The organism is Micromonospora sp. B006, assembly GCF_003408515.1.
GTDB classification, from domain to species: domain Bacteria; phylum Actinomycetota; class Actinomycetes; order Mycobacteriales; family Micromonosporaceae; genus Micromonospora; species Micromonospora echinospora_A.
The window spans coordinates 3189869-3216307 of record NZ_CP030865.1; the positions used below are offsets into that span (position 1 = coordinate 3189869).

At 72.3% G+C, this 26439-nt stretch carries 26 protein-coding genes; 3 read left to right on the forward strand and 23 right to left on the reverse strand.

All coding sequences use genetic code 11. The features are described 5' to 3' along the window. Positions 1 to 96 precede the first annotated feature (96 nt). From MicB006_RS14970 to MicB006_RS15015, 9 genes are all read right to left on the reverse strand, one after another. Entirely contained in the window at positions 97 to 1812 is a 1716-nt protein-coding gene (locus tag MicB006_RS14970; RefSeq protein WP_225980763.1) for a tetratricopeptide repeat protein, read from the reverse strand. A 415-nt stretch (positions 1813 to 2227) separates the two neighbouring features. Beyond that, positions 2228 to 2812: a hypothetical protein gene (locus tag MicB006_RS14980; RefSeq protein ID WP_116506867.1), complete on the reverse strand. Its 585-nt coding sequence runs from the start codon at positions 2810 to 2812 to the stop codon at positions 2228 to 2230. A 146-nt stretch (positions 2813 to 2958) separates the two neighbouring features. Further along, positions 2959 to 4026 carry a lytic polysaccharide monooxygenase gene (locus MicB006_RS14985; RefSeq protein WP_116506869.1) on the reverse strand — a complete coding sequence of 356 codons (1068 nt, stop codon included), beginning with the start codon at positions 4024 to 4026 and terminating at the stop codon, positions 2959 to 2961. Between the two features lie 182 nt (positions 4027 to 4208). After that, positions 4209 to 4901 carry an urea ABC transporter ATP-binding subunit UrtE gene (gene urtE, locus MicB006_RS14990; RefSeq protein WP_073827846.1) on the reverse strand — a complete coding sequence of 231 codons (693 nt, stop codon included), beginning with the start codon at positions 4899 to 4901 and terminating at the stop codon, positions 4209 to 4211. Continuing rightward, on the reverse strand, positions 4901 to 5677 hold the full coding sequence (gene urtD, locus MicB006_RS14995; protein WP_116506871.1) for an urea ABC transporter ATP-binding protein UrtD: 777 nt from the start codon (positions 5675 to 5677) through the stop codon (positions 4901 to 4903). The genes urtE and urtD overlap by 1 nt, the downstream gene beginning before the upstream one ends. After that, complete coding sequence (gene urtC / locus MicB006_RS15000; RefSeq protein WP_116506873.1) at positions 5674 to 6858, reverse strand: urea ABC transporter permease subunit UrtC; 1185 nt, start codon at positions 6856 to 6858, stop codon at positions 5674 to 5676. Before urtC ends, urtD begins: the two co-directional genes overlap by 4 nt. Then, positions 6855 to 7742 carry an urea ABC transporter permease subunit UrtB gene (urtB, locus tag MicB006_RS15005; protein WP_043329910.1) on the reverse strand — a complete coding sequence of 296 codons (888 nt, stop codon included), beginning with the start codon at positions 7740 to 7742 and terminating at the stop codon, positions 6855 to 6857. Before urtB ends, urtC begins: the two co-directional genes overlap by 4 nt. Positions 7743 to 7818: 76 nt before the next feature. Next, on the reverse strand, positions 7819 to 9024 hold the full coding sequence (gene urtA / locus MicB006_RS15010) for an urea ABC transporter substrate-binding protein (protein ID WP_225980764.1): 1206 nt from the start codon (positions 9022 to 9024) through the stop codon (positions 7819 to 7821). Between the two features lie 442 nt (positions 9025 to 9466). Further along, positions 9467 to 10549, reverse strand: a complete 1083-nt coding sequence (locus MicB006_RS15015) for a substrate-binding domain-containing protein (protein ID WP_116506875.1) — start codon at positions 10547 to 10549, stop codon at positions 9467 to 9469. Between the two features lie 96 nt (positions 10550 to 10645). Here MicB006_RS15015 and MicB006_RS15020 point away from each other — a divergent pair, with 96 nt between their 5' ends. After that, positions 10646 to 11110 (forward strand): MarR family winged helix-turn-helix transcriptional regulator, encoded by a 465-nt coding sequence (locus MicB006_RS15020; protein ID WP_116506877.1) that lies wholly within the window; start codon positions 10646 to 10648, stop codon positions 11108 to 11110. A gap of 8 nt (positions 11111 to 11118) precedes the next feature. Here MicB006_RS15020 and MicB006_RS15025 read toward each other — a convergent pair whose 3' ends face one another. From MicB006_RS15025 to MicB006_RS15085, 12 genes are all read right to left on the reverse strand, one after another. Next, the gene (locus MicB006_RS15025) at positions 11119 to 11859 is read right to left on the reverse strand and encodes an urease accessory protein UreD (RefSeq protein WP_116506879.1); all 741 of its coding nucleotides are present in this window, start codon (positions 11857 to 11859) and stop codon (positions 11119 to 11121) included. Beyond that, entirely contained in the window at positions 11859 to 12629 is a 771-nt protein-coding gene (gene ureG, locus MicB006_RS15030) for an urease accessory protein UreG (RefSeq protein WP_116506881.1), read from the reverse strand. Before ureG ends, MicB006_RS15025 begins: the two co-directional genes overlap by 1 nt. Then, positions 12619 to 13311, reverse strand: coding sequence for an urease accessory protein UreF (locus MicB006_RS15035; RefSeq protein WP_116506883.1), 693 nt, complete (start codon positions 13309 to 13311; stop codon positions 12619 to 12621). Before MicB006_RS15035 ends, ureG begins: the two co-directional genes overlap by 11 nt. Then, positions 13311 to 15014 (reverse strand): urease subunit alpha, encoded by a 1704-nt coding sequence (locus MicB006_RS15040; RefSeq protein ID WP_116506885.1) that lies wholly within the window; start codon positions 15012 to 15014, stop codon positions 13311 to 13313. The genes MicB006_RS15035 and MicB006_RS15040 overlap by 1 nt, the downstream gene beginning before the upstream one ends. Then, positions 15011 to 15406 carry an urease subunit beta gene (locus MicB006_RS15045; RefSeq protein ID WP_116506894.1) on the reverse strand — a complete coding sequence of 132 codons (396 nt, stop codon included), beginning with the start codon at positions 15404 to 15406 and terminating at the stop codon, positions 15011 to 15013. The genes MicB006_RS15040 and MicB006_RS15045 overlap by 4 nt, the downstream gene beginning before the upstream one ends. Further along, the gene (locus tag MicB006_RS15050; protein WP_091427589.1) at positions 15403 to 15705 is read right to left on the reverse strand and encodes an urease subunit gamma; all 303 of its coding nucleotides are present in this window, start codon (positions 15703 to 15705) and stop codon (positions 15403 to 15405) included. The genes MicB006_RS15045 and MicB006_RS15050 overlap by 4 nt, the downstream gene beginning before the upstream one ends. Positions 15706 to 16489: 784 nt before the next feature. Then, complete coding sequence (locus MicB006_RS15055) at positions 16490 to 17053, reverse strand: dihydrofolate reductase family protein (RefSeq protein WP_116506896.1); 564 nt, start codon at positions 17051 to 17053, stop codon at positions 16490 to 16492. Between the two features lie 720 nt (positions 17054 to 17773). Next, positions 17774 to 18154, reverse strand: coding sequence for a glyoxalase/bleomycin resistance/extradiol dioxygenase family protein (locus tag MicB006_RS15065; RefSeq protein ID WP_030498880.1), 381 nt, complete (start codon positions 18152 to 18154; stop codon positions 17774 to 17776). Positions 18155 to 18174: 20 nt separating this feature from the next. After that, on the reverse strand, positions 18175 to 18417 hold the full coding sequence (locus tag MicB006_RS15070; RefSeq protein WP_116506900.1) for a DUF5988 family protein: 243 nt from the start codon (positions 18415 to 18417) through the stop codon (positions 18175 to 18177). A gap of 252 nt (positions 18418 to 18669) precedes the next feature. Continuing rightward, the gene (locus MicB006_RS15075; protein WP_116506902.1) at positions 18670 to 19407 is read right to left on the reverse strand and encodes an ABC transporter permease; all 738 of its coding nucleotides are present in this window, start codon (positions 19405 to 19407) and stop codon (positions 18670 to 18672) included. Continuing rightward, positions 19404 to 20345, reverse strand: a complete 942-nt coding sequence (locus MicB006_RS15080; RefSeq protein ID WP_116506904.1) for an ABC transporter ATP-binding protein — start codon at positions 20343 to 20345, stop codon at positions 19404 to 19406. Before MicB006_RS15080 ends, MicB006_RS15075 begins: the two co-directional genes overlap by 4 nt. 276 nt (positions 20346 to 20621) lie before the next feature. Further along, the gene (locus tag MicB006_RS15085; RefSeq protein ID WP_116506906.1) at positions 20622 to 21287 is read right to left on the reverse strand and encodes an HAD-IA family hydrolase; all 666 of its coding nucleotides are present in this window, start codon (positions 21285 to 21287) and stop codon (positions 20622 to 20624) included. A 199-nt stretch (positions 21288 to 21486) separates the two neighbouring features. On the opposite strand from MicB006_RS15085, the gene MicB006_RS15090 reads away from it, so the two are divergent. After that, on the forward strand, positions 21487 to 22899 hold the full coding sequence (locus tag MicB006_RS15090; RefSeq protein ID WP_116506908.1) for an acyl-CoA synthetase: 1413 nt from the start codon (positions 21487 to 21489) through the stop codon (positions 22897 to 22899). On the opposite strand, the gene MicB006_RS15095 is transcribed toward MicB006_RS15090, so the two are convergent. Continuing rightward, the gene (locus tag MicB006_RS15095) at positions 22896 to 23558 is read right to left on the reverse strand and encodes a 4'-phosphopantetheinyl transferase (RefSeq protein WP_116506910.1); all 663 of its coding nucleotides are present in this window, start codon (positions 23556 to 23558) and stop codon (positions 22896 to 22898) included. The two genes, MicB006_RS15090 and MicB006_RS15095, sit on opposite strands and share 4 nt — an antisense overlap. 156 nt (positions 23559 to 23714) lie before the next feature. Here MicB006_RS15095 and MicB006_RS15100 point away from each other — a divergent pair, with 156 nt between their 5' ends. Next, on the forward strand, positions 23715 to 24212 hold the full coding sequence (locus MicB006_RS15100; RefSeq protein WP_116506912.1) for a cold-shock protein: 498 nt from the start codon (positions 23715 to 23717) through the stop codon (positions 24210 to 24212). A gap of 42 nt (positions 24213 to 24254) precedes the next feature. On the opposite strand, the gene MicB006_RS15105 is transcribed toward MicB006_RS15100, so the two are convergent. Then, on the reverse strand, positions 24255 to 25628 hold the full coding sequence (locus tag MicB006_RS15105) for an AMP-binding protein (RefSeq protein WP_116506914.1): 1374 nt from the start codon (positions 25626 to 25628) through the stop codon (positions 24255 to 24257). Between the last annotated feature and the right edge of the window lie 811 nt (positions 25629 to 26439).

Below are 26439 nucleotides of genomic sequence, written 5' to 3' on the forward strand. Positions count from 1 at the left end.
GACGGCAGGTGACGACCGGCGGCGATCATGGGCCGGGCCAGAGCGGCAGTAGCGATCCGCGCGTCTTCGGCAGTCTCCCGGGCTATGCCGGCCGGGTCAGGCGGCCAGCGCCCGGCGACAGCGGGCGAGTTCCGCGCGCAGATCCCGGCGCAGGGCCCGGTCCAGGCCGGGCTGGGCGAGCGCCCGGGCGAAGTCACGGGCCGCCTCGTCCCACCGGCCCAGCCGGGCCAGGGCCGTGCCCCGGTTGTAGCGCGGCACGGGGGCCTCCGACAGCGCCACCGCCCGGTCCAGGTCGGCGAGCGCGGCGGCCACGTCGCCTCGCTCGAACCGGGCGGCGGCCCGGTTCGTCCACGCCTCCACCAGCTCGGGGTCTCCGCTCAGGGCCCGGGTGAGCAGTTCGTCGGCCTCGGCGGGCCGGCCGCGCTCGGCGAGAACCAGGCCCAGGGTGCACAGCAGCGCGGGCTCGTGCGGAGCGCCGGCCAGCCCGGCCCGTGCGCCGGCCTCGGCGGCGTCGAGCGCGCCGCGCTCCACGTGCAGGTTGACCAGGGCGATCCGGGCGTCGAGGTGCCCGGGAGCGATGGCGAGCACCCGCTCCAGGTCGGCGCGCGCCCGTTCAAGGCGGCCCCGCTCGTGGTGGAGCACGGCCCGGTTGTAGTACGCCTCGGGCAGGTGCGGTCCCAGCCGGATGGCGGCGTCGTAATCCCTGATCGCGGCCCGGGTCCGGCCCGCCGCCCGGTAGAGGGCGGCGCGGTCCACGTAGTACTCGCAGTTGTCCGGGTCGTGGGCGATCACGGTGTTCAGGTCGGCCAGCGCCCGCGCCGGGTCGCCCAGCGCGAGGTGAACCTGCGCCCGGTTGTGGCGCAGCCGGGCCAGGTCCTGCCGGCGTTCGCCGGGGCCGAGCGCAGCCGTCAGCCGGGCCAGGCCGTCGTCGACGAGCCGCAGCGCGCGGTCGGGCCGGCCTGCCCGGCTGTCCAACAGCGCCAGACCCTGCTCGTAGAAGACCGTCGACAGCAACCGCTGGCGTGGGTCGGCCAGCTCGGCGGCAAGCCGCAGCGCCCGCTCCAGCCAGTGCCGGGCCTGCGCCGGGTCCTGGTCGGCGGCCGGCAAGTGCCGGGCGTGCAGCATGGCGGTGGCGTACGCCGCCGACATAGTGATCTTCGGGTCGTCGGTGACGGCCCGCGCCTCGTCGTAGAGGTCGAGCGCCTCGGGGGCCCGGTTCAGGGCCGCCAGGGCGGTCGCCAGGCCGGTGGTGAACGCCCACCAGTGCCGCAGGTCGCCGTCCGGAGTGACCGTCGCCCGCCCGCGCCGGGCGACCCGGTCCGCGTGGTGGTAGTAGCCGCGGGCCAGGCTGTCGCCCAGGGCCCGCCGCAGCGCCTGCGGGGTGCGCTCGTCGGGTGCCGGGGCCGGGGCCCCTTCGTCGCGTAGGTCGAGGCGGACCGGGGCCGGCCCGAGCCGGCGGGCCAGCGCGTCCAGCAGCTCGGTGGTCGTCTCGTCGGCGCTGGCGACGTGATCGAACCGGACGGTCACGGGCCGCCGGAGCGTGCCGGCCCAGGCCGCCACCAGCTCCGCCGCGCCGTAGGCCAGGCAGGCGGTACGGCGGGCGGGGTGGAAACGGATCGGCTCCTCCTCGGCGGCCGGCCGGGCCGCCGGATCGAGTTGGGGCGCGATCGCGCGCAGTTCGACCGCGTGCCGGGCCGCCAGGCGAGGGCGGTCGGCGGCGACCCGGCCGAGGAAGGCCGAGACCCCCGCGTACGGACCATGGTCGCGGTGGCAGTCGTAGCGCTCCGGCCCGCCGGTCACCGCAGGGCCCACCGCCGCAGGGGCGGGCGCCCGGGAGCGCCCGCCGGACCGGCAGTTACCAGCACCACTCGATCCACAGCCGGCGTGCGCCGGACACCAGGCGGAGCGCAGACGTGCGACGGACGGTCATTCTCCTCATAGGAACCTCCGATGTGGTCCACCTCAGGACTGGCCCAGAGCGTAATCTCCGTCGATGTAAATAAGAAGGGTGCTCAGGTCGCCGCCGTAGTGCGCCAGAACCCGTGGGTTCATCACCCGGTGCCACAGCGGCGGAACGAGAGCGAGCAACACCATTGAGGCGTAGCCTCCCGGCAGACGCGGGCGCGATGAGCCACTGACCCGGCCTCTCATGTCGGAACGGGACGGCCGTCGGATGCTCGCCGACGGCGCGGATGGCAGGGCAGCGTGTGTCGGCCGCTCGGCGTGGTCAGAGGCCGGCGGCGGCGTCGTACCGGCGCCGCAGGTCGGCCATCTCCGATGCGGGCAACGCTTCCCTGAGTGCCAGTTCCTCGTACTTGTCGGGGAACATCTCGCGTAGCCGGTCGACGAATCTGACGTCGGCGGTCGCCTCGACCACCTTGATGCCGGGAGGTTCGGTGGTCATGTCCATGATCAACGGACCGACGAGTTTGACCGCTCCGTCCCAATGGCGCTTCTGTTCGGCGACGCCGCAAAGGTGGAAGCCGTAGACCGTCTGGACGTCGGCCAGTGTGGCGGCCCCGGCGGGCTCGTAGCCGTAGACATGGACTCCGCAGACGATCGTCGGCGCGGCCTGCTCTCCGGCTGGCGCCTCTGGGACGGTGTGCCCGGCGTGCTGATGATCTTTCGGGTCCGCCTGCTCGAGGGTCGTACGCATCCGGGTCAGGATCTCTTGGCGGAGAACTGCCGGGTCCGTCCTCGGGGTGGTCGAGGTGACCAGGGCAGCCACACCGATCGACGTAGCAAGCAGGCACACCTCGATCCACACGAAGACGCTTCGGTACCAGCCGCTGACGCCTACCCGGGAAAACATGGTCGTTCCTCACCTCGTCGCGGTTCCTGATGGTGGCGGAGGGCAGCGGACGGATCTCGGTTGGGTTCGTCCGCACTGTCACCCCCGGCGCAGGGCCTTGCAGGCGGTGGGGTGGCGCGTGCCGCGCCACCCCACCACAGATGCTGTTACCGGGCGGTGCAGGTGAGGGTGGGTGCGGAGTTGGTGCCGTTCCAGGAGGCGTTGAAGCCGAAGCTGGTGCTGGCGTTGGCGCTCAGGGAACCGTTGTAAGCGACGTTCGATGCGGAGACCGACGAACCGCTCGAGGTGACCGTCGCGTTCCAGGCGTTGGTGATGCTCTGGCCGTTGGGCCAGGTCCACGCCACCGTCCATCCGGAGATGGCGGCGTTGCCGGCCTTGACGGTGACCTCGGCGCCGAAGCCACCGGACCACTCGCTGCTCTTGCGGTAGGTGGCGGTGCAGGCACCGTTGCCGGCCGGCGGCGGCGTGGTGGGCGGCGGAGTCGTCGGCGGCGGGGTGGTGGGCGGCGGCGTGGTGGGCGGCGGGGTCGTCGGCGGCGGGGTGCCGCCACCGCCGAAGATCACGTCACTGCAGAGGTAGTACGGCTGGTCGAGGTGGGACGCCTGCCAGATGGTGTAGACGACGTGCCGCCCGGTGCGGTTGCCCGCGTTCACCTGCGCCTCGTAGAGCCCTGTGGTCGGGTAGCTGCCGGTACGCAGCACCAGCTCGAGGCTGTTCCAGGTGAGGGGTTGGGTGGTCGGGTCGAACCCCTGCTTGGTGATGTAGATCAACATGTAGTCGGCGCCGTGCTTGGCGCCGTCGGTCAGCGTCAGCGTGAAGTTGTTCGGCATCGGCTTCGCCGTCCACGCGCCGACCGCGTCGAGCGAGGCGTACAGGCCATTCTGGGTGCGACCGCCGCTGCACAGCTGTCCGTCCGGCACGGCGGCCTGGTGGTTGCCGCCGACGTTCTCGCGGTACAGGCCGTTCCAGTTCCACATGGTGTTCGGGTTGGCCTGCCACGCCTGCCAGCACATCGGGTCGCTCTGGGCCATCGCGGGGTTGAGGTGGTCGGAACCCCAGCGCTCGTAACATCCGTAGTTGCGTGACGGCGGGTTGGTGACCGATCCGTGCGCCGAGGCCGGACCGGCCTGGTTGACCACGACCATCGTGAACGAGGCGAGGAGACCTACGACCGCGCCCAGTCCCAGACGGCGTGCTGTCCGTGAGATTTTCATGATGCTCCAGTGGATGCGCCGGCGCCCAGTGGCCCTCGCTGGGTGCCCACCCCGGAGAAGGTGACGCCGATCGATTCAAGCCGTCCCAGGGGCGGACGGCACTGCTGCCCTGCAGCGCTTGGCGACTCCCGGCCACGATCTTAGTAGAGACAGCCGTCAATGTAAATCGGATCCGGGCCGGATCAGACCGCGAGGGCGGCGCGCACCTCCCGCTCCGCCGTCACTCCCCCGTCGCCGTGCGAGGTGACCCGGCCGGATTCGAGGACGTGGTAACGGTTCGCCACCCGCAGCGCGAACCCGAGGTGCTGCTCGACGAGCAGCACGCTGAAGCCGGACTGCCGGGTCAACTCGACGATCCGCTCCTGGATCTCGGCGACCACCGACGGCTGGATGCCCTCGGTCGGCTCGTCGAGCATGAGCAGCCGCGGCCGGGTGATCAACGCGCGGGCGATGGCGAGTTGCTGACGCTGACCACCGGAGAGCAGCCCGGCCCGCCGCCGCAGCAGCGGACGCAGCGCCGGGAACAGGTCCAGCACCTCCGCCGTCGCCACCGCGCCGTCGCGCCGGGCGTCGGCGACGAGGCGCAGGTTCTCCGCCGCCGTCAGGTGCGGGAAGCACTGCTGGCCCTGCGGGACGTACGCCATGCCGCGCGCCACCCGCTCGTGCGGCGCGAGACGGGTGACGTCCTCGCCGTCCAGCTCGACGGTGCCGGCGGTCGGGCGCAGCAGGCCCGCCGCGACCCGCAGCAGGGTGCTCTTACCGGCGCCGTTGTGCCCGAGCACCGCGGCCACCCCGTCGGGCGGGACGGCGAGGTCCACGCCGTGCAGCACCCGGGAACGTCCGTATCCGGCGTGCACCCCACTCAGGGTCAGCATCATGCCTCCAGACCGCTGGGGACCGACCCGGCGTCGACCGGATGGCCGAGGTAGACCTCCTGCACGCGCGGGTCCGCCTGGACCTGCGCCACAGTGCCCTCGCTGAGCACCTTCCCCGCGTGCAGCACTGTGACGCTGCGCGCGAAGCGACGCAGGAAGTCCATGTCGTGCTCGATCACCACCACCGTGCGATCCCGGCTCACCGTCGCCAGCAGGGCGCCCGTGGCGTCGCGCTCCTCGTGGCTCATCCCGGCGACCGGCTCGTCGAGCAGCAGCAGCCGCGCGTCCTGCACCAGCAGCATGCCGATCTCCAACCACTGCTTCTGGCCGTGCGCGAGCGTGCCGGCGAGCTGGTCGGCCCGGCCGGTCAGCCCGATGGTCTCCAGCGCGGCGGCCACCTCGTCGGGGATCCCCCGCCGACGCCGGGCGAGGGTGGCCCAGCTCCGGCGGGCGCCCGCGGCGATGTCGAGGTTCTGCACGACCGACAGCTCCTCGAAGATCGTCGACGTCTGGAACGTCCGGCCGACGCCGAGCCGGCTGATCCGGTGCACCGGGCGACCCAGCAGCTCCTGGTCGCCGAAGCGCACCGAGCCGGTGGCCCGCACCAGACCGGTGATCGCGTCGACCAGGGTGGTCTTGCCGGCGCCGTTCGGCCCGATCAGGAACCGGATGTCACCGGCGGGCACCTCCAGCGAGACGCCGTCGACGGCGGTGAAGCCGTCGAAGCTGACCCGCACGTCACGGACGGACAGCCCGTCCAGCCGGTCGTCGCTCATCGGTGCGCCTCCGCCCGCTCGGCACGTCGTCGGCCCAGCGCCGGCCAGCCGCGCCGGCTCCGCTCCGGGCCGGCGTCGCGGCGGCGCGCCAGCGCCCACAGCGACGCCAGGCCGCCGGGAAGGAACGCCACCACCACCACGAAGAGCAGACCCTGCAGGTACGTCCAGGTGCCCGGGAAACGTTCGGACAGGGCGGTACGCGCCCAGGCGACCGCCACCGCGCCGAGCACCGGCCCGAGCAGCGTGGCCCGGCCGCCCACCGCCACACCGATGACGAACTCGATCGACGGGACGATGCCGATGAGTGCGGGCGAGATGATGCCCACCGCCGGCACGAACAGCGCGCCGGCGAGGCCCGCCATACCCGCCGCCACCACATAGGCGACGAGCTTCACCGACGCCGGGTCGTAGCCGAGGAAACGGACCCGCTCCTCGCTGTCACGCACCGCCACCAGCAGTTCCCCGTAGCGGCTGTGGATGAGCTGGCGGGCCAGCGCGAGCAGCCCGAGCAGGACGCCGGCGATGATGAAGTAGACCATCCGCTGGTTGACCGGGTCGTCCAGGTCGTAACCGAAGAAGCCCTGGATGTCGGTGAGCCCGTTGGTGCCGCCCGTGGTCCCCTGCTGGCCGATCAACAGGATCACCATGGCGGCGGCGAAAGCCTGGCTGAGGATGGCGAAGTACGCTCCCCGCACACGACGGCGGAACACCAGCGAGCCGAGCCCGAAGGCGACGGCCATCGGCAGCAGAACCGTGGCCGGCAGCGCGAACCACGGGCTGGCGAACGGCCGCCACCAGACTGGTAGTTCGTCGAGCTGCCCGTACAGCTGCATGAAGTCGGGCATCCCACCGGGACCCGCGTCGGCGAGCTTGAGGTGCATGGCCATCGCGTAGCCGCCCAGGCCGAAGAAGACGCCCTGGCCGAGGGTGAGCATGCCGCCGCGCCCCCAGGCGATGCCGATGCCGACGGCCACCATGGCGACGCAGAGGTACTTGGCGAGCAGCGCCAGCCGGAAGTCCGACAGCGCCAGCGGCGCGACGGCGAACAGCAGCGCCGCGCCGAACGCGAACCCGGCCGCCGTGCGCAGCCGGGACCGGTCGCCGGACCGGCCCGGAGGCGCGATGTCGGCCGGGGCCGGTGCGCCGGCGGTGCTCGGCGGCGCGGGTGTCACGGCGGTCATGCGAGGCTCCTGGTCCGCAGGGTGAACAGGCCCTGTGGCCGCCACTGGAGGAACGCGACGATCGCCACGAAGACGATCACCTTGGCGACGCTGAGGGTCGTGAGGTACTCCCCGGTGGCCTGGAGGACCCCGAGGGCGAAGGCGACGATCACGCTGCCCTTGAGCTGACCGATCCCGCCGACCACGACGACCAGGAAGGCGTCGATGATCAGGTTGGTGCCCATGGTCGGGCCGATCGGGCCGAGGAGGGTGAGCGCCACCCCGGCGAGCCCGGCCAGGCCCGAGCCGAGAAAGAAGGTCGTCCGGTCGACCCGGGCGGTGGGGATGCCGGACACCGCGGCGAGGTCGCGGTTCTGCACGACCGCGCGGATCCGGCGCCCCAACGGGGTGAACCGCAGCGCCAGGGTGAGGGCGGCGACGGCGGCCAGGGCGAGGGCCAGGATGAACAGCCGGTTGTTGGCGACCGTCAGCCCGCCGGGCACCGCCACGTTGCCGGTGAGCAGGTCCGGCGCGCGGGTCTGCACGTTCGGACTGCCGAAGATGTCCCGGGCGAGCTGTTGCAGCATCAGGGACACGCCCCAGGTGACCAGCAGGGTGTCCAGGGGCCGGGCGTAGAGCCGGCGGATCAGCAGGATCTCCAGCAGCACCCCCATCGTGCCGGCGACCACGAACGCCACCGGCAGCGCGACCAGCAGCGACAGGCCGGCGCCGGTGATGCTCTGTTGCAGCACGTACGTGGTGTAGGCGCCGGCCATGATGAACTCGCCGTGCGCCATGTTGATGACGTTCATCTGGCCGAAGGTCAGCGCCAGCCCGAGCGCGATGAGCAGCAGCACCGCGCCGATGCTGATGCCGGTGAAGAGTTGACCGAAGAGGACTGTCACGGTGGGTACTCCCGTACTGCTGGTCGGGGACCCGGGCGGGGCGCGTCGTCGCGGTGCCCGCCCGGGGCCGGCGTCGTCAGCTCAGGCCGCTCGCCCACGGATAGGTCTTGAGGTACGGGTCCGGCGCGATCGGCTTGCCGGAGTTCCACACCTCGGTGATCAGGCCGTCCGCGCCGACCTTGCCGATGCGGGCGGTCTTGGCGATGTGCTGGGTCTTGCCGTCGACGGTGACCAGGCCCTCCGGCGCGTCGAAGGTGATTCCGTCGGAGGCGCCGCGGACCTTCTCGACGTCGAACGCGCCGGCCTTCTCGACCATCGCCTTCCACAGGTAGACGCTGACGTAGGCGGCCTCCATCGGGTCGCTCGTCGGCTTGTCCGCGCCGTACTTCGCCTTGTACGCGGCCACGAACTTGCCGTTCGCCGCGCCGGGCGTGGTCTGGTAGTAGTTCCAGGCGGTCAGCTGACCCTCCAGGTACTGGGTGCCGATGCTCTTGACCTCCTCCTCGGCGATGGACACCGACACCACCGGCATCGCGGCGGCGGTCAGCCCGGCCGACTTGTACTCCTTGAAGAACGCCACGTTGCTGTCGCCGTTGAGGGTGTTGAAGACCGCCTTCGCGCCGGACGACTTGACCTTGTTGACGATCGTGCCGAATTCGGTGGACCCGAGCGGCGCGTAATCCTCGCCGACCACTGTCATCCCGTTCGCCGCCGCGTACGCCTTGATGATTTTGTTTGCCGTCCGCGGGAAGACGTAGTCGCTGCCGACCAGGTAGACCGACTTCGTCCCCTGGGCCTTGAGGTAGTCGAGCCCGGGGACGATCTGCTGGTTGGTCGTCGCGCCCGTGTAGAAGATGTAGGGCGACTGTTCCAGACCCTCGTACTGCACCGGGTAGAACAGCAGAGCCTTGTTCTTCTCGAACACCGGCTTGACCGCCTTGCGGCTGGCCGACGTCCAGCACCCGAAAACGGCGGCGACCCGGTCCTCGGAGATGAGCTTCTCGGCCTTCTCCGCGAAGGTGGGCCAGTCCGAGGCGCCGTCCTCCCCGACCGGCTGGATCTTCTTGCCGAGGACGCCGCCGGCCGCGTTGATCTCCTCGACGGCGAGCATGATGGAGTCGCGGACGGTGACCTCGCTGATCGCCATGGTGCCGGAGAGCGAGTTGAGCAGGCCCACCTTGACGGTGTTGCCGGAGACGTCGGCGGTGACGCCGGCCGCGCCGCCCTCGTCACTGGTCTTGCTGCCGCACGCGGTCATGGCCGCCGCGGCGACGAGGGTCATGGCACCCGCCAGGATACGGCGGCCCCAAAGAACTGACATCTAATCTCCCTGCGGTGCACTCAAGTATCGAAAGGACGGTCGGTGCGGTCCGGTGGAGTTGGCGATGCCGAGGTCGACGGGTGGACGTCGCCTGTGGTCATCGCATCGGTTACGGGCACGCAAAGCGTTGACCGGCATGATTGCGCGGACGTTTCCCAGTCCTTAATTGACTGTTTCCCGCACACCTGGAGAGAACGCATGCCACAACGGCTGACACCGTCGCACGTAAGACGGTTTCAGCCGTGATTAATTCGGTGAAGAATTGCCACCACAATGGTCGGCGGACAGATTCCGCCGACGGTGGACAGACGACCGTGGTATCCGCCCTCAGGGGTAGATACTTCACGCAGGAAGCATCTTATGGCCGCGCCGGGTGGACGTGTCAAGGGTCTGTACCGGGCGGTCAGAGCTGGGCGAGCACTGTGAAGTCGAGACCGTCGGCCTCGGCGAGGTAGATCCGCTGGCGCACGTGCCGTCGACGCAGCTGCAGCCGACCGCGCGGCCCGTGGTACGCCACCGTGTCGGCAGCCGTCTCGATCGCCCGTACGTCGAGGGTGCGGGCCTGCCCGATCAGGGCGGCCAGCAGCATCACGCCCTCGTAACAGGACTCCCCCAGGCTGCCCAGCGGTGGCGCCTCCACCCCGAACCGGCGGGCGAACTCGCCGTGGAAGTCGAGGTTCTCCTGCGTCACGAGGCCGGCGAAGAAGCCCGCCGTGCTGTAGAGCCGCCGCGTCGCGCCCGCCCCGCTGGCCAGCAGCATGTTCTCGTCCATCAGGGTGCTCAGCCGCAGGCAGCGCTGGTCCATCGCGGCACGCGCGAACGCCCTGTTGAACCGCACCGCGTCCGCGCCGACGAGCAGCATCACCACGGCGTCGGCCGCGCTGTGCTCGATCCGGCGCAACACGTCGTCGAAGTCGTGCGTCTCCAACGGCAGGAACGCCTGCCCCACCACACGACCACCGCCGCGCAGCGCGTACCGCTGGGCCGCCCGCGCGGTACGCCGGGGCCACACGTAGTCGTTGCCGACCACGAACCAGCGGCGCACACCCTGCTCCCCCGCGAGTAGCCGCATCGCGGGCCACAGCTGCGCGTCCGGCGTCTCGCTGGTCAGATAGACCCCCTCGGTACGCTCACCGCCCTCGTACAGGGCGGTGTAGACGTACGGCACGCGGTGCGCGACCCGGGGCGCGAGCGCCTGCCGCACCGAGGAGATGTGCCAACCGGTCACGCCCTGCACGGCGCCCACCGACACCAGCGCCTCCACCTGGGCGGCCACCTCGGCCGGCGGGGCGCCACCGTCGACCGGCACCAGCCGCACCTCGCGGCCCAGCACCCCGCCACCGGCGTTGATCTCCTCGACCGCGAGCTGGGCGCAGAGTTCGCAGGTCGGGCCGAACATTCCCGCCGGCCCGCGCATCGGGTACACCAGCGCGATGCTGACCACGGCCCGATCGACTGTGAGCCACGGCGGTGCCGGCGCGGACATGAGCCCATGATTGCCCGGCCGACGTGGGAAAACCATAGCTCTCCATGGACCGGGACGAGTCGCTACCATGACAGGGCCACCGGCCCAGGGAGTTCCATGTCAGACGTGCCCGGGGCGCCAGCCGATCTGCTGCGCTCGCTCACCCGCGCCGAACGGCTGCTCTCCCGCCGGTTGGCCGCCGTTCTGGCCGACGACGACCTGACCACCGAGGCGTGGCGGGTGCTCTGCCTGCTCGCCGACGGCCAGGGCCATCCGATGAGCGAGGTGTCCGCCGAGGCGTCGTTGCCGCCGGGGACCCTCACCAAGCTGGTCGACCAGCTCGTCGACCGTAACCTGGTGTTCCGGCGGATCGACCCGCTGGACCGCCGGCGTATCCGGGCCTACCTGACCACCCGGGGCCGCCGCGAGCACGCCCGCCTCGACGAGCGGGTCCGCACCAGCCTCGCCGAGGCGGGCGTACCGGCCGACACCGCCCTGCTCGACCACCTCGCCGAGCTGATCGCCCGCCTCGACCCGGCGGGCCGCCGCGACAACGCCGAGGCGGCCGGCCTTCGCCGTTGACCCTCGCCTCAATCCACCTCGGTGAGCAGCGGGTCGCCTTCGAGGTGGGCGCGCAGCGTGTGCGCGTCGGGAGCGGTGGCTGTCCACAGTGTCGCCGGACCACCTGCCAGGGGCAGCCGGGCGAGGGTGCCCTCGACAGTCGCGGTCTCGTGGGGAAGCGACGGGTCCACCACCAGCAGCGACCCGGTGGCCGGCGCGCCGCCGAGCACCGCGGGGCCGGCCCAGCCGGGCGCGCCCGGCCCCACGGCAAGCGACTGGCGCAGCAGCGGCCGGCCGTCGTAGTCGACCCGGGTGTGGACGACCGCGCCGCCCGGCGCCTCGCCGTACCGGCCGCAGATCACCTCGTCGCGCCAGGTCAGCCTCGCCCCGGCGGCCAGCTCGACCCGGGACTCGGCGAGGTGGGCGCAGCCGGCCGCCGCGACCAGTTGCTCGGGCAGCCAGTGCAGTGCGCCGCCGTCGTGCACCACGGCGCGGACCGCCATCCGCGACACGACGCCGGGCCGGCCGGGCAGGGCGACCGAGGCGGCGACGGTGTGTATTCGCACCGCCGCCCCCGGTCCCACGTCGATCTCCAGCCGCAGGTCGTCACCGGCGAGCGGGCCGGCCGCACCGCCGACGACGTACACGGTCACGGCCCGGCCACTGCCGGGCGTCTGCCGCAGCAGCAGCGGCGTCTCACCGCGCAGCTCGGCGAGGACCGTGCCGCCCCGGCCGTCGGCCCGGGCCACCAGCCGGGCGTACGCGCGCATCAGGCCGGGCCGCCCCGCGCGGCGGCCGGGTGCAGAGCCGCGTGGTGGGCCAGTTCGTGGCGGATCCAGTCGGCGACCCGCCCCGCCGCCGGGTCGCCGACGATCGACAGGAACACGGTCGGCAGGTCGCCGCGCCGGGCCCGCGCGTCCCGGTCCATGACGGCCAGGTCCGCGCCCACCATGGGGGCCAGGTCGGTCTTGTTGATCACGAGCAGGTCGGCGGACGTCACCCCGGGTCCGCCCTTGCGCGGCACCTTGTCCCCGCCGGCCACGTCGACCACGAATATCTGCCGGTCCACCAGGCCCCGGCTGAACGTGGCGGTCAGGTTGTCCCCGCCGCTCTCGACCAGCACCAGGTCCAGCGGGCCGACCGCCTCGGCCAACTCGTCCACGGCGTCGAGGTTGGCCCCGATGTCGTCCCGGATGGCGGTGTGCGGGCAGCAACCGGTCTCCACGGCGCGGATCCGGGCCGGGTCCAGCACGCCGGCCCGCTTGAGGAAGTCGGCGTCCTCGGTCGTGTAGATGTCGTTGGTGACCACGCCGAGTCGCAGCTCCCCGGCGAACGCCCGGCACAGAGCCGCCACCAGGGCGGTCTTGCCGGACCCGACCGGCCCGCCGATGCCGACGCGCAGCGCCCGGCCGGCTCGGGCCAGCGGCGGATGCGGGTCCACCCCCGGTTCGGGGTGGGTGTGCGGAACGGTCTCGTCGTGCGGGGCGGGATTCCGGTCGGCAGTGGGCGCAGCGGTCGGCACAACGGTGTCAGGACGCAAAGAGACGCACCTCCCAGGTGGCATGAGCCTCGGCATGGATGTCGGCAAGAGGAGCGGCCGCGGCGGGCAGCCGCTCGGGTGGTTCGTCGGCGGCCCGGGCCGCCTCGGCGGCGGTGCCGTCGCACCGGGAGGCGAGACCGACCAGCAGGGCCTGGACCTGGTACGGGTCGAGGCCGAGCAGGCGTACGGCCGCACTGGCCGCACCGGTCACCGTCCCGTGGACGGCGACCGTGGCGGTCTCGGCGCGGCTCAGGCCGGCTGCGGCGCAGAGCAGCCCGAGCACCAACGGCTGGTGCGCTCCGCCACGTGTGGAGGGCAGGTCGTCGAAGGACGCCTCCGGCCAGATGGCGCGGCCCGCGCGCAGCAGAGCCCGTCCCTGGCGACGGGACACCGTGCGCAGCGCCGGCGCCGCCGTCCGGGCGTCCAGCTCCGCGTCGAGCAACGCCAGCGTGGACCCGCGTACGGCGGAACCGGCCGAGGTCACCGCCCGGTGCGCCGCCGCCGCGAACGCCGCACCGACCAGCCCGGCGGTGGCCAGCCGACCGGCCAGGAACGCCTCCAACGTGGCCAGGTCGGTGACCCGGCCGGCGGCGACGGCGGCCTCCAGGCCGCCGGAGTGGGCGTGCGCGCCGGCCGGGAAGCGACCGTCGGCCAGCAGCAGGAGCAGGCTCGACGTCGCCATCAGAACAGGAAGTACCGCTGGGCCATCGGCAGGCGTGGCACCGGGTCCGGCTCCACCACCTGACCGTCGATCCGCACCGTGAAGGTGTCCGGGTCCACCTCGATCCGGGGCATCGCGTCGTTCTCCGGCAGGTCGGCCTTGCCCCGCGAGCGCACATCCGCGACGGGCACCACCCGTCGCCGCACGTCCAGGCGCAGCCCGGCGTCGAGGGCGGCCGGCGCGACGAACGCCAGGCTGGTGGCCGATGCCGCGGCGCCGTACGCCCCGAACATCGGCCGCGGCAGCATCGGCTGCGGCGTCGGAATGGACGCGTTGGCGTCACCCATCTGGGCGTACGCGATCATGCCGCCCTTGAGCACCAGGTTCGGTCGTACCCCGAAGAACGCCGGATCCCACAGCACCAGGTCGGCCAGCTTGCCCGGCTCGACCGAGCCGATCTCCCGGTCCAGCCCGTTCGCCATCGCCGCGCAGATGGTGTACTTCGCCACGTACCGGCGGGCCCGGTGGTTGTCGGCCGCGCCGTCGCCTGGTAGCGCGCCGACCCGCTCCTTCATGACGTGCGCGCTCTGCCAGGTTCGCAGGATCACCTCGCCCACCCGGCCCATCGCCTGGGCGTCGGAGCCGATGATGGAGATCGCGCCGAGGTCGTGCAGCAGGTCCTCGGCGGCCATCGTGGACGGTCGGATGCGGCTCTCGGCGAAGGCCAGGTCCTCCGGCACGGACGGGTTGAGATGGTGGCAGACCATCAGCATGTCCAGGTGCTCGGCGAGCGTGTTGGCGGTGTACGGCCGGGTCGGGTTGGTCGACGACGGCAGAACGTTGGGCTCGCCGGCCACCGTGATGATGTCCGGCGCGTGCCCGCCTCCCGCGCCCTCGGTGTGGTACGAGTGGATGGCCCGGCCGGCGATCGCCCGCAGCGTGTCGGCCACGAATCCGGCCTCGTTGAGGGTGTCGGTGTGAATGGACACCTGCACCCCGGAGGCGTCCGCCACCCGCAGGCAGGCGTCGATCGCCGCCGGTGTGGTGCCCCAGTCCTCGTGCAGTTTGAAACCGCCCGCGCCGGCGCGCAACTGCTCCCACAGCGCCTCCTGCGAGACGGTGTTGCCCTTGCCGAGCAGCAGCACGTTGACCGGCAGCGTGTCCAGCGCCTCGTGCATGCGGGCCAGGTGCCAGGCGTTCGGGGTGACAGTCGTGGCCCGGGTGCCCTCGGCGGGGCCGGTGCCGCCGCCGACGAGTGTGGTGATGCCACTGGCCAGCGCCTCGGTGACGATCTCCGGGCAGATGAAGTGCACATGCGTGTCGACGGCGCCGGCCGTGAGGATCCGGCCGTTGCCGGCGATGACCTCGGTGGCCGGGCCGATGACCAGTTCGGGATGGACGCCGGGCATGATGTCCGGGTTGCCGGCCCGGCCCAGCGCCACGATCCGCCCGTCACGCAGGCCCACGTCGGCTTTGACCACGCCCCAGTGGTCGAGCACCACCGCGCCGGTGATGACGGTGTCGAGGGCGCCCTCGGCGCGGGTCGCCCGCGACTGGCCCATCGACTCGCGGATCACCTTCCCGCCGCCGAAGACCGCCTCGTCGCCGCCCACGCAGTGGTCGGTCTCCACCTCGATCAGCAGGCTCGTGTCGGCGAGCCGGATGCGGTCGCCGGTGGTCGGCCCGTACAAATCGATGTAGCGGTCCCGCCGCACGGCGCTCACCGCGCGGGCCCGTCGGTCGTCGTTGTCCCGCTCGTCGGCGCGTCTGTTTCCGGCGCGTCTGTTTCCGGCGCGGTCGGTGGCGCTTCGTCCAGCGGCCCGGCGCACTCGCCGCGCAGGCCGGGCACGACGCGTGCGCCGCCGAGCGGGACCAGCTCGACGTCGCGGCTCACGCCCGGCTCGAACCGGACCGAGGTACCCGCCGGAACGGCGAGACGCTGACCCCAGGCGACGGCCCGGTCGAACATCAGGGCCGGATTGGCCTCGGCGAAGTGGTAGTGCGAGCCGACCTGCACCGGACGGTCGGCGGTGTTGACCACGACCACTGTGGTCACTGGCCGACCCACGTTGATCTCGACCGGGCCGGCCGCCGGCAGGATCTCCCCGGGGATCACGGGATCGGGTGGTGCACCGTCACGAGCTTGGTACCGTCCGGGAACGTCGCCTCCACCTGCACCTCCCTCAGCAGCTCGGGGATGCCGTCCTGGACGTCCTCGCGGCCGAGCACCGTCCGGCCGGCGGACATGAGGTCGACCACCGACCGCCCGTCGCGGGCCCCTTCGAGCAGGAAGGCGACGATGATCGCGACGGCTTCGGGATAGTTGAGTCGCAGGCCGCGCTCGCGACGGCGGCGAGCGACGTCGGCCGCGACGTGGACGAGCAGGCGGTCCTGCTCGTGCGGGCTGAGGAACACGGGATTCTCCGGTGGGGATCGGCGTGGCCCGCTCGCCGTCGGCTCCGCGCGGAGCCACGCCGGGCAGCACCACCCGGAGTACGAGCTGGAGTCACACGACCGCCGCGACACCGCCTACGGGGTGGCCCGGGACTCCACCATCCCGGCCCGCGCGACGGGCACCCGGCGGTGTCGGTCGGATGCGGACCGCACCGCCCACCGCTTGAGCAGACGGTAGAGGATCGCCACCGGCGGGGGCAACAGTGTGCTCGGCATGAGGGATCGAGCCGTGCCGGGGTCGGGATCGGACAGCCGCCTCGACGCCAGGACGCCCCGCCAATCGCCACGCGCAGACCAGCACCCGTCCAGGCCGAACACCACGCGCGGTCGCGCTCGGTGCCGTCAACTTCGCCGGACATGACCGCCGGGTGTGGGGCAGCCAGGGCGTAGAAGAACGCGGCCGACGTGACGCTGCTGTCACGTCGGCCGCGCGCTTGGTCACGCCTGGCAGGTGTCAAATACGTTCAACGACAGCTTCTCGCCGGATCAGGTTGGTTGACCAGCAGTCCACCTCGGCCGGTCGAGGCCAGCCCGGAGACCAGGATCTCTCAACGTCGATGGATCCAGGGCAGCGTCTTCCCCGGACTGAGGTTCGCTGTCGCCACCGCCGTCCCGACGCGGCGTGACGCCTCCGCACACTGCGACGTGACGCAGCCGGAGTTGGTGATGGTCGACCTCATCCGGTCGGATCAGCCGTCAGCGCTGCGCCGTCATGCAAGCGCTGGCGATCGGACAGGGGCGTCGTTCACTGCCCGAGAGGGCGGTAGCGGAGGTGTACGACGCCGTTTCGGAATCGGCGCTCATCGAGGAGTTCGAGGTCGACGCGCATGCCGGACGGCAGGCCCGGCTTACCTCCGCCGACGACCACGGGCCAGACGAACAGCTGGCACTCGTCGACCAGCCCGGCCTCAAGAGCCTGCGCCGCGAGGTGTGCACCTCCAACGGTGAGATCGCTGCTGGCCGTGGCCTTCAGTTCGCGTACCGCGGCGGGGTCGAAGCGGCGTTCGAGTCGGGTGTCGGCGGTCGACACGGCGGCGAGGGTCGTGGAGTACACGACCTTTCTCGCTGCCTGCCAGGCGCTTGCGAAGTCGGCCATGAGGTCGGACTGCGCGGCCAGAGCGGCGTCGGTTTCCCATACGGCCATCGCCTCGTACAGTCGCCGTCCGTAGAGGAACGTCCCCACGGACCGCAGGAGGTCGGTGTAGACAACGAACACCTCGTCGTCCATCGGCAACCAGGCGAACGCGCCGCGTTCGTCCTCCATGTAGCCGTCAAGCGACACGTTATTCACATAGATCAGCTTCGCCACGCCCCAACCTCTCGATGATCAACCGCAACAGCCTGGACACTGATCAGCGTGGTGAACACCTGGAGCCGGCGAACAGAGCCCGGCCCACGAAGGAGCCGTCCTTCACGCAAGGTCGCATCACCCATCACCTCCTGTGACCGCGACAGCACCCTCGTGGGCTGCCCGCACACTGACTACGAACACCCCTGCCCGAATCCGACGCCTCCGGCCGACACCGACCCAGACAAGTTCAGCCGCGCTCTCACGGCCGCGAACCGGGCGCCAGTCCGCCTCCATCGATTGCTCATCGCGAGTGGCAGACGTGGGTCTTCGGACCGACCGCCATCGCAGCGCCCAGAACGCTTCACCTCGCCCATCAATCCGCCCTCTCTCAAAGCGAGGTGACGGAGGCCAAGAAGCGAGTGGTGCACGCCCACCGCCGCGTGTGCCGGCCGGGGCGACCGCCGGGCGGCTGCGTACGCTGGTGGCGGAGGTGCTGAGGGAACCGTCGGCCCCGCAGACGATCAGGTGATCGTCGCCCCCGCCGGCCCGCGTGCGACTCAGGACCTGACGGCGGAAGCCGGACTGTCGGCGGGACCGCCGCGCGGCTGACCAGGAGACCGGAGGAGCGCCCAGGCGCCGCGCACCGCGCGGACTCTGGCGACGTCCCGCCGGACGGGCGGGAACCCGCGCCGTACGCACGGGTTCCCGCGGCCTGTCCCGGGTCCGCCGGGATTTGCCCTACCCCGTCCGCTGCGGGCCGACGACGGTCCAGCAGAGGCCGGCAGGGTCGCGCAACGTGACCTGGTGCGACGGGGCAGCCGGCGGCTCGACATGGGCGCCCGCGGCCACCGCCCGCCGCAGCACCGACTCGGGGTCCGTCCGCTCGATGGTCAACACCTCGTCACGGTTCGCGGCCACCGACGGGTCGCCCGCCTCCCACCACTCGCTCACGATCAGGCGATGACCGCCGACGGCCAGTTCCGCGTGCACGACATGCCCGTCGAGCAGGCACTCCCGTTGGATGGCCACGGCGTCGAAGACGTCCGTGTAGAAGGCGATCGCCTCGCTCGTGTCGCTGACCGTCAGGTGCGGTCCCGTCCGCTGGTCCTGTGCCCGCATGAGACTGCTGCGTCCCTTCGCTACTCGGCGATCCGGGTCCGGCCGGTCCAGCGGAAGACCACCGGCTCGACCGTCGCGGCGGCGGTGCCCCGCTCGAAGTGCTCGTACCCGCCGTAGTACACGATCTTGATCTTCTTCTCGGCCCTGGACACCCGACGGCTGCGCAGGTCGGCCGGCAGGCCGGCCGGGCCGCCCTCCAGGACGACATCGATGACGCCGGCGGCGTCCCGGGCGACCGGATCAGCTTGCGAAACATCCTTCATGGCACGACCTCCGTCGCATTCCGCACACCCCACGAGCCGCCGCAGGGGCGACGCGGTTCGGTCCACACAGGTCCAACGACACCCGTTGCCGGGTGAACGGACGCTCCGCAGTCGAACGTCCTTGTCCGGTGAGCGGCCACCCGTTCAGCTCCGAACGTAGTGCAGATCACATTTCGTGAGCACCCTTAGCGCACCCCTAGAAACGGCCCTGGGCAGCGACGATGCCCGGACCAGCCCGGTCGGGAGGCGGGCTCACTCCCAGCGGAAGAACCGCGTCGCCCCCAGTGCGGCGACGACGGCCGTGACGGCCAGGGCGATCAGCTGCGGCAGCTCGGGGTCGGCCCCCGCCCACGCCGCGCCGATGGTGTCGACAGTCGCGCCGAGCGGCGAGTAGTCGGCCACGGCCGCCAGGGCACCCGGCATCCGGTCGCGGGGCAGCCAGGCGCCGGCCAGGAAGAGCAGCGGGAAGAACAGCGCGGGGCCGATCGACTGTGCCGCCCTGGCCGACGGCGCCAGCGCCGCGATCAGCAGGCCGACGGCGAACAGGCACGCGACCCCGAGGAGGAAGGCCAGCACGAACCCGGGCAGGTTGGCCGGCGCCGGCTGGTCCAGCAGGAACCGCACGGCGATCGAGGTGACCACCGCACCGAGCACGCCCATCACGAGGTTGACCACGACCTGGGCGACCAGCAGCAGCGCGGGCTGCACCGGGGTGGTCGCCAGACGGCGCAGGATCCGGCGTTCCCGGTAGATGCCCAGCGCCATCGGCAGGGTGAAGAGCGCGAGCATGCCGATGGTGAGAGCCAGCGCGAGCGACGGCAGGAACGTCTGCTCGGCGTGCTGGCCGGTGTCGGCGGCGGTACCGGCACGCTGCGGCAGGCCGAAGACGAGCATCAGGCCGATCGGCAGGGCGAAGACGAAGAACAACGACACGGGCTCCCGGAGGAACAGCTTCGTTTCGACGGCGATCAGCTTGGACAGGGCGCTCACGACGACCTCCCGTCGGTCGGGGACTGCGCGGCGGCCCGGCCGCCGCGGCCGGTCAGGGCGACGAAGGCGTCGTCGAGGGTGGGCTGCTCGACCCGCAGGTCCGTGTAGGTCGTCCCGCGCCCGTTGAGCACTGCCAGGACCGACTGGAGCACGTCCTTCGCGCCGGTCACCGTCACCTCCGCCCCGTAGCGGCTGACCCCGGTCACGTCGGGCGCGGCGAGCAGCAGGGCATCCTCGACCGGCTCCGCCGGGCGGAAGTGCACCCGGTGCTCGCTGCCGACCCGGGCGAGCAGGCCAGCGGGGCTGTCGATGGCCACCATCCGCCCCTTGTCGATGATCGCGATCCGGTCACAGAGTCGTTGCGCCTCCTCCATGAAGTGGGTGACCAGCACGACGGTGACGCCGCGGTCGCGAATCCGCTCGACGAGATCCCAGGTGTCCCGGCGGCCCTGCGGGTCGAGGCCCGTGGTCAGCTCGTCGAGGATGGCGATCTCCGGCCTGCCTACAAGCGCCAGGGCCACCGACAGTCGCTGCTTCTGCCCGCCGGAGAGCTTCTGGAAGTAGGTGTTGCGCTGCTCGGCCAGGCCGAGGTCGGTCAGCAGCTCGTCGATGTCGGCCCGGTTGCGGTAGAAGGACCGGTACAGGTCCAGCGCCTCCCGCACCCGCACCTTGTCCGGCAGTTGGCTCTCCTGGAGCTGGGCGCCGACGCGCTGGCGCACCTCGGTGCGGTCGCGCACCGGGTCCAGCCCGAACACCCGGACGGTCCCGCCGTCGGGACGGCGCAACCCCTGCACGCACTCCACCGTGGTCGTCTTGCCGGCGCCGTTCGGGCCGAGGACGCCGAAGATCTCGCCCTGCTCGACGGTGAAGGAAACGTCGTCGACCGCGACCTTCTCGCCGTACCGCTTCTGCAGATGATCGACCTCGATGACCGGCATCCGGGATGGTCCTCCTTCATGTGCGGTTTGCCGCCGGGAAGGGCGGGCCACTCGGCTGATCGCGGCGTCGGTCCGACCGACGCCCGACATCATCCGCGCAACCGATGCGCCGATCAACTGATCAGGTGACGAATCGGGGGTGTCGATGCGGGAAACCATCCTCCACAGGGGTGCCGCCCGGCGACAGGGGTGTCGCCCGGTCACGCCAGGTGTCCGGGCGTCCGTCCGGGCGGGCGGCTCCGGGCGGCTTCTCGCCCACGGATCCGGTGTGGCTCGTCACCGCCGTGCCGGGCAGAGCGGCAGCAGCTCGTCGAGCCGGGTCAGAACGACGTCCGGGCCGGCCGTGCGCAGCGTCTCCTCGTCGGACTCGCCCCACAGCGCGGCCACCGCCGTCACCCCGGCCGCCCGCGCGCTGGCCAGGTCGCTGGGCGCGTCGCCGACCATCAGCGCCTCCTCCGGCCGGGCCCCGAGCAGGTGCAGCGCTCGCCGTACGATATCGGGCGCGGGCTTCGGGCGGGGCACCTCGTCCGAGCCCACCACGTGGTCGACGAGCGGCAACAGGTCGAGCCGGCCGAGCAGGTCCCGGGCGCGTACGCCGCTGCGGCCGGTGGCCACGGCGAGCCCGATCCCCCGCCGACGCAGGGTGCGCAACAGCTCCGCCGCGCCGACGACCGGGCTGACCCGGTGTGCAAGGCGGTTGCTCTGCCGCACGAACGGCTCGGCGAGCGCCGCCGGCAGACCCATCAGCTCCAGCACCTCCGGCAGGTACCGGCCCGGGTGGCGGCAGTACTCCTCGACCGGGGCCATGCCGTCGCCGACCACCTCGGCGTAGGCGAGGGCGAACGCCTCCCTGGCCACGGCGAGGCTGTCGACCAGCACCCCGTCGAGGTCGAACACCACCGCCCGGACACCGTCGGGTGTCGCCGTCGCCCTCGCGACCACCGATGTCACCTCCCCTCCCGCACGACCGCCACGGCCGGTAGGGGTGGCAGGCCGCGGAGACCCCCGACTACGGTCAGGACCGTTCTCCCGGCCCACCGGCGCGGCGCACTCGCCCACCCGGATCCGGCGGTACCCCACGACCCTACCGGCGTCGCGGCCCCCGGCAGGGCTCGGACCGGGCCGCTGAGAGGATCGCACCATGCCGCTGCTGGGCTGGCTGACGAAGGGCACCGACGAGCACCCGGACGCGATCCGGGTCGACGGCCGGGCGGCGTCCTGGGTGGAGCTTCGCCGCCTTGCCACGGCGGTGGCCGACGAGCTGCGCGGCGTCGACCGGGTGGCGATCGAGGCCACCGCCACCCTGGAGACCGTGGTCGGCGTGGTGGGCGCGCTGACGGCCGGGGTTGCGGTCGTGCCGATCCCGCCGGACGCCGGGCCGATGGAGCGCGATCACATCCTGCGCGACTCGGGCGCGACGGCGCTGCTGGCCCCGGCCGGCGCGGAACGCACCGTCGGTGACGCCGGCCGGCCCGTCGTACCCGTCGACCTGACCCGCCGGTCGGACACCGTCCACCCCGAGCCGGATCCGGCCTGCACCGCGGTGATCCTCTACACCAGCGGCACCACCGGCGCCCCGAAGGGCGCCGTGATCTCCCGCCGCGCGATCGCCGCCTGCCTCGACGGGCTGGCCGACGCCTGGGCATGGACGCCGGACGACCTGCTGGTGCACGGCCTGCCGCTGTTCCACGTGCACGGGCTGGTGCTCGGCGTGCTCGGACCACTGCGGCTGGGCGGCCGGCTGCACCACGTGGGCCGCCCTCGCCCCGACCGGTATGCCGCCGCCAACGGCACGATGTACTTCGGGGTGCCGACGGTGTGGTCCCGAATCGCCGCCGACCCGGACGCGGCCCGGGCGCTGCGTCCGGCGCGGCTGCTGGTCTCGGGCAGCGCGGCGCTGCCGGCGGCGGTCTTCGCCGACCTCGCCACCCTCGCCGGTCACCGGGTCGTCGAGCGGTACGGGATGACCGAGACCCTGATCACTGTGAGCGCCCGGGCGGACGGCCCACGCCGGCCCGGCACCGTCGGGCTGGCGCTGCCCGGGGTCCGTACGCGGCTGATCGGCGACGACGGCACCCCGCTCCCGGCCGACGGGGCGACGATGGGCGAGCTTCAGGTCACCGGCCCCACGCTGTTCGACGGCTACCTCAACCGTCCGGACGCCGACGCGGCGAGCCGTACCCCGGACGCTTGGTTCCGCACCGGGGACGTCGCCACCGTCGACCCGGACGGCTGGCACCGGATCGTCGGCCGGGCGTCGACCGACCTGATCAAGAGCGGTGGCTACCGGATCGGCGCCGGGGAGGTGGAGGACGCCCTGCTGACGCACCCGGGGGTCCGTGAGGCAGCCGTGGTGGGCACGCCGCACCCCGACCTCGGTCAGCAGGTCACCGCGTACGTGGTGGGCGACGGGGTGGGCGAGGCCGAGCTGATCGACTTCGTGGCCCGGCACCTTTCGGCGCACAAGCGACCACGCGAGGTGCGCCTGGTCGACGCCCTGCCCCGCAACGCCCTGGGCAAGGTGCAGAAGACGCGGCTCAGCGCAGACGGTTAGGACGCGACCGCCGGGATGCTGATCGCGGTGACCACCAGCCCCCGCTCGACCAGGAACCTGCCCGCGAACGCCCGCACCTCGGCCCCGTCTATCACCGGACCGGGCACCAGCAGCCGGGCCTCGAACGTGCCGGCCGGGTCGAACACGATGTCCGCCTCGGAGAAGTCCAGCCACTGGCCGGTGAGCGGGAACCACGCCTTGTACACCGCCTCCTTGGCGCTGAACAACAGGCGGTCCCAGCAGACGGCGGGGCGGACCGCGCCCAGCGTGACGGTGCGCGACCGTTCGGCCGGCAGGGCGATCGCTCCAAGCACCCCGTCGGGCAGCGGGGCGTGCGGCTCGGCGTCCACCCCGAGGCTGGCGAACGCCGCCGTACGGCCGACGACCGCCGCCCGGTAGCCATCGCAGTGCGTCATACTGCCGACCACGCCGTCCGGCCAGAGCGGGGCACCGCGTGCGCCGGAGACGATCGGCGCCGGGGCGAGGCCCAGCTCGCCGAGGGCCAGCCGGGCGCAGTGCCGCACGGTGGTGAACTCCCGGCGTCGTTTCTCCACCGACCGTGCCACCAGCGCCTCCTCCTCGGGGAACAGGGTCACGCCGGCGGGATCGGTGAAGGACTCGGACACCGCCACGGTGGGGGGCAGGATCTGCTCGATCACGTTGGCCGATGGTAGGCGCTGCGGCACCCCTCGCCGCGGCGGGCCTCGGCGATAGGTGCACCATAGGGGTCGGGTACGGGTGCCGGCCTGCACGGGACAGGTGCCACTCTGGGCGCCGTCCCGGTCCTGCGGGCGGGGCACCTGGATCTGGGGCGGATGGACGCGGGAATGGCGATGCTTACTGGCAAAGTGGTGCGGTTCGACGAGGTGCGGGGCTACGGGTTCATCGCCCCGGACGACGGCAGCGACGACGTGTTCGTGCACGCGAACATGCTCGACGGTGACAAGTGGTCACTGACGCCCGGCGTCCCGGTCGAGTACGACGCGGTGGAGACCGAGCGCGGGCCCAAGGCCGTGCTGGTGCGGGTGTCCGGCGTCGCCCCGGGTGCGGATCGCGTCCCGACGGCCGGTGCCGGGCTGTCCGCCCGGGCCGGCGTCACGGTCGGCGGCGGGCGCAGCAGGGACAGCGGGCAGGCCACGGGCGGCGCGGAGGACGACGAGGGCCTGTGCGACGTCCTCTCCGAGCGGGCCTTCTCCGCGGAGACCACCGAGGCGCTGGTGACCTCCGTGTCGGACCTGACCGGAGCGCAGATCGTGGCGGTACGTGCGAGGATGCTGGAGCTGGCCCGGCGGCACGGCTGGGTGGAGGGCTGACCGTGGCGGGGGCGGGTCACCGCTGCCCGCTGTCCGGCCGTCTCAGCCGCCGGCGATCAGCAGGGACTTCCTGATCCGCCCGAAGGCGCTGCGCGGCAGCTCGTCGACGAAGTGCACCCGCCGGGGGCGCTGGCCCGCCGAGAGGTACCGGCCGACGTGGTCGATGAGCACCTGCGCGGTCACCCCCTCGGCGACGACGTAGGCGGTGACCTGCTCGCCGAGCGCGTGGTGCGGCGTGCCGACGACGGCGGCCTCGCGCACGCCGGGGTGGCTCAGCAACGCCTCCTCGATCTGCCCGGCGGGCATCCGCCGGCCCCGGCTGTGCACCACGTCGAGCCCGCATCGCCCGATGATCCGGTACGTGCCGTCGGGGGCCACGCTGGCCAGGTCCCCGGTGGCGTGCCAGCGACCGGCGGCGAGGCTCCGCCCGCCGACGTACCCGCTGAACAGCATCGGCCCGCAGACGCTCAGCTCGCCCGCCGACTGGCCGTCGGCCGGCACCGGCCGGTCCTCGCGGTCCAGCACGCGCGTCTCGACGCCGGGCAGAGGGGTGCCGACAGCGCCCGGAACCGTACGGTCGCCGGCCCGCCCGGTCAGCGCGACGAGCGTCTCGGTGGTGCCGTAGGCCTGCACCGGCCGGTGCGAGGTGAGCAGTCGGAGCCGCTCGGCCACGGCGCGGGCCAGCGGGCCGTCCGCGGAAACGAGGATCCGCGCCGCGGACAGCGGCCGGGCCCGGTGGCCGTCCAGCGCTATCTTCGCCCACTGGTCGGGCGACGCCAGGTGCACGGAGCCGACCGGCCCGGTGCCGGCGTGGTCGAGGTGGACGAAACGGCTACCGGCCCGCAGCGCGCCGAGCAGGCCGACGACCAGACCGTACGCCCGGAACAGCGGGGTGCCCTGGACGACCACGTCCTCCTCGCTCCAGTGCCACGCACGGGCCAGAAGGTCGAGGTCGGCGGCGATGGCGCGGCGCGAGATGCGCACCCCTCGTGGCGGCCCTGATGCGCCTCCGGTGTAGAGGATGACGGCGTCGCTGCCCGGGGCGGGCTCGGGATGCCGCGTCGAGGCGTGTTCTCGCAGGTCGACCGGGATCGTGGACAGGCCGTCGGCCCCGGACGGGGCACGGCCGAGGATCACCGTCGCTCCGGACTGCCGCAGGATACGGCGGCGTTCGCGTTCGTCGGCGCCGGGAGGCAGCGGTACGAGCGGCGCCCCGGCGAGGAGGGCGCCGAGCATTCCGACCACCGCTTCCAGCGTCGGTGTGCCGTCGACCGCGACCGCGGTCGCGCCCCTGATCCGATCAGCGACGGCGGTGACGCAGCCCAGCAGGGCCTCGCTGGAGAGGGCTTCTCCGGCCACCGTGACCGCGTCGGCCCGATCCGCACCGAATCCACGCAGCACCGGCAGCAGTGTCATCTCCGCTATCCCCTGCGTGGGGCCGCAACGAGTCGCGGCGGCAGCTGGGACATCACGACGGCCACAGAACCCTTCAGGTCTCGGGCCTGCACGGCCCCATGTCCGGCTATCCAGACGGTGGAGACCGGGTGCCCCGAAATTAGGGCCGGGCTATCGTCGGGCACAACCCCTAGCCGCCGAGTCCGAATCCCCCTGTCCGGGCCTACTGGCCAGCTAGGACCGGATCCCGGCCGTCCTGACACAACGGCCGACCCGAGCGCTCACTCCGGCTCGGCGAACAATACAGAGACCGCATTTATCCTCAGCGAGCGAAAATCGACCGTAAAACGTCTTCCTCGATGCCCGGCAGCTCGCCTTCACGGCTTTATCGCATTGACGTGTGCCGCATGGGATCAGCCTTCAGGCCGGATGGGACCGCAGACCTCCGCAACCAACAGGACACTCGGATGCAGAATTCTTTTTCATACATAATCGCAGAATCTCCCAAACGTCCGAATCGTGGCCCGCCGACGCACACCAAGCCTCGACCGCCGGCAGGGTCGGACAGGCATCGATCGCAGTTCCGGCATCAATGCCTTACATCGCAACAATCGAGCGCCTCCGGCAATTGCCGGAGCCCCGACCAGACCGCACAGCCCGACCCCGGGGGCGGACGGCACCTCCACGCCAGCTTCCGGCACCACGCCCGCACGCGCCGGGATCGGCACGGGCGGGGTCACGAACGCCGAGTTCAACGACGATGACGCTCAGCTCGACGCCTCCGCACGCCGCAACCGCGGCAGCTTCGAACCTCTCGGCCAGAGCGACCGGT

Excerpts from the sequence above, each read along its gene's own strand:
- MicB006_RS15070 (WP_116506900.1), bottom strand. The coding sequence starts at position 18,417 with ATGAAGGATGTTTCGCAAGCTGATCCGGTCGCCCGGGACGCCGCCGGC.
- MicB006_RS15090 (WP_116506908.1), top strand. The coding sequence starts at position 21,487 with ATGCCGCTGCTGGGCTGGCTGACGAAGGGCACCGACGAGCACCCGGAC.
- MicB006_RS15035 (WP_116506883.1), bottom strand. The coding sequence starts at position 13,311 with ATGGCGACGTCGAGCCTGCTCCTGCTGCTGGCCGACGGTCGCTTCCCG.
- MicB006_RS15025 (WP_116506879.1), bottom strand. The coding sequence starts at position 11,859 with ATGCGCGCGTACGCCCGGCTGGTGGCCCGGGCCGACGGCCGGGGCGGC.
- urtA (WP_225980764.1), bottom strand. The coding sequence starts at position 9,024 with ATGACCCTCGTCGCCGCGGCGGCCATGACCGCGTGCGGCAGCAAGACC.
- MicB006_RS15015 (WP_116506875.1), bottom strand. The coding sequence starts at position 10,549 with ATGTCCGCGCCGGCACCGCCGTGGCTCACAGTCGATCGGGCCGTGGTC.
- MicB006_RS14985 (WP_116506869.1), bottom strand. The coding sequence starts at position 4,026 with ATGAAAATCTCACGGACAGCACGCCGTCTGGGACTGGGCGCGGTCGTA.
- MicB006_RS15080 (WP_116506904.1), bottom strand. The coding sequence starts at position 20,345 with ATGCCGGTCATCGAGGTCGATCATCTGCAGAAGCGGTACGGCGAGAAG.
- MicB006_RS15100 (WP_116506912.1), top strand. The coding sequence starts at position 23,715 with ATGGACGCGGGAATGGCGATGCTTACTGGCAAAGTGGTGCGGTTCGAC.
- MicB006_RS14980 (WP_116506867.1), bottom strand. The coding sequence starts at position 2,812 with ATGTTTTCCCGGGTAGGCGTCAGCGGCTGGTACCGAAGCGTCTTCGTG.
- MicB006_RS15065 (WP_030498880.1), bottom strand. The coding sequence starts at position 18,154 with ATGCGGGCACAGGACCAGCGGACGGGACCGCACCTGACGGTCAGCGAC.
- urtD (WP_116506871.1), bottom strand. The coding sequence starts at position 5,677 with ATGAGCGACGACCGGCTGGACGGGCTGTCCGTCCGTGACGTGCGGGTC.
- urtE (WP_073827846.1), bottom strand. The coding sequence starts at position 4,901 with ATGCTGACCCTGAGTGGGGTGCACGCCGGATACGGACGTTCCCGGGTG.
- urtC (WP_116506873.1), bottom strand. The coding sequence starts at position 6,858 with ATGACCGCCGTGACACCCGCGCCGCCGAGCACCGCCGGCGCACCGGCC.
- MicB006_RS15105 (WP_116506914.1), bottom strand. The coding sequence starts at position 25,628 with ATGACACTGCTGCCGGTGCTGCGTGGATTCGGTGCGGATCGGGCCGAC.
- MicB006_RS15020 (WP_116506877.1), top strand. The coding sequence starts at position 10,646 with ATGTCAGACGTGCCCGGGGCGCCAGCCGATCTGCTGCGCTCGCTCACC.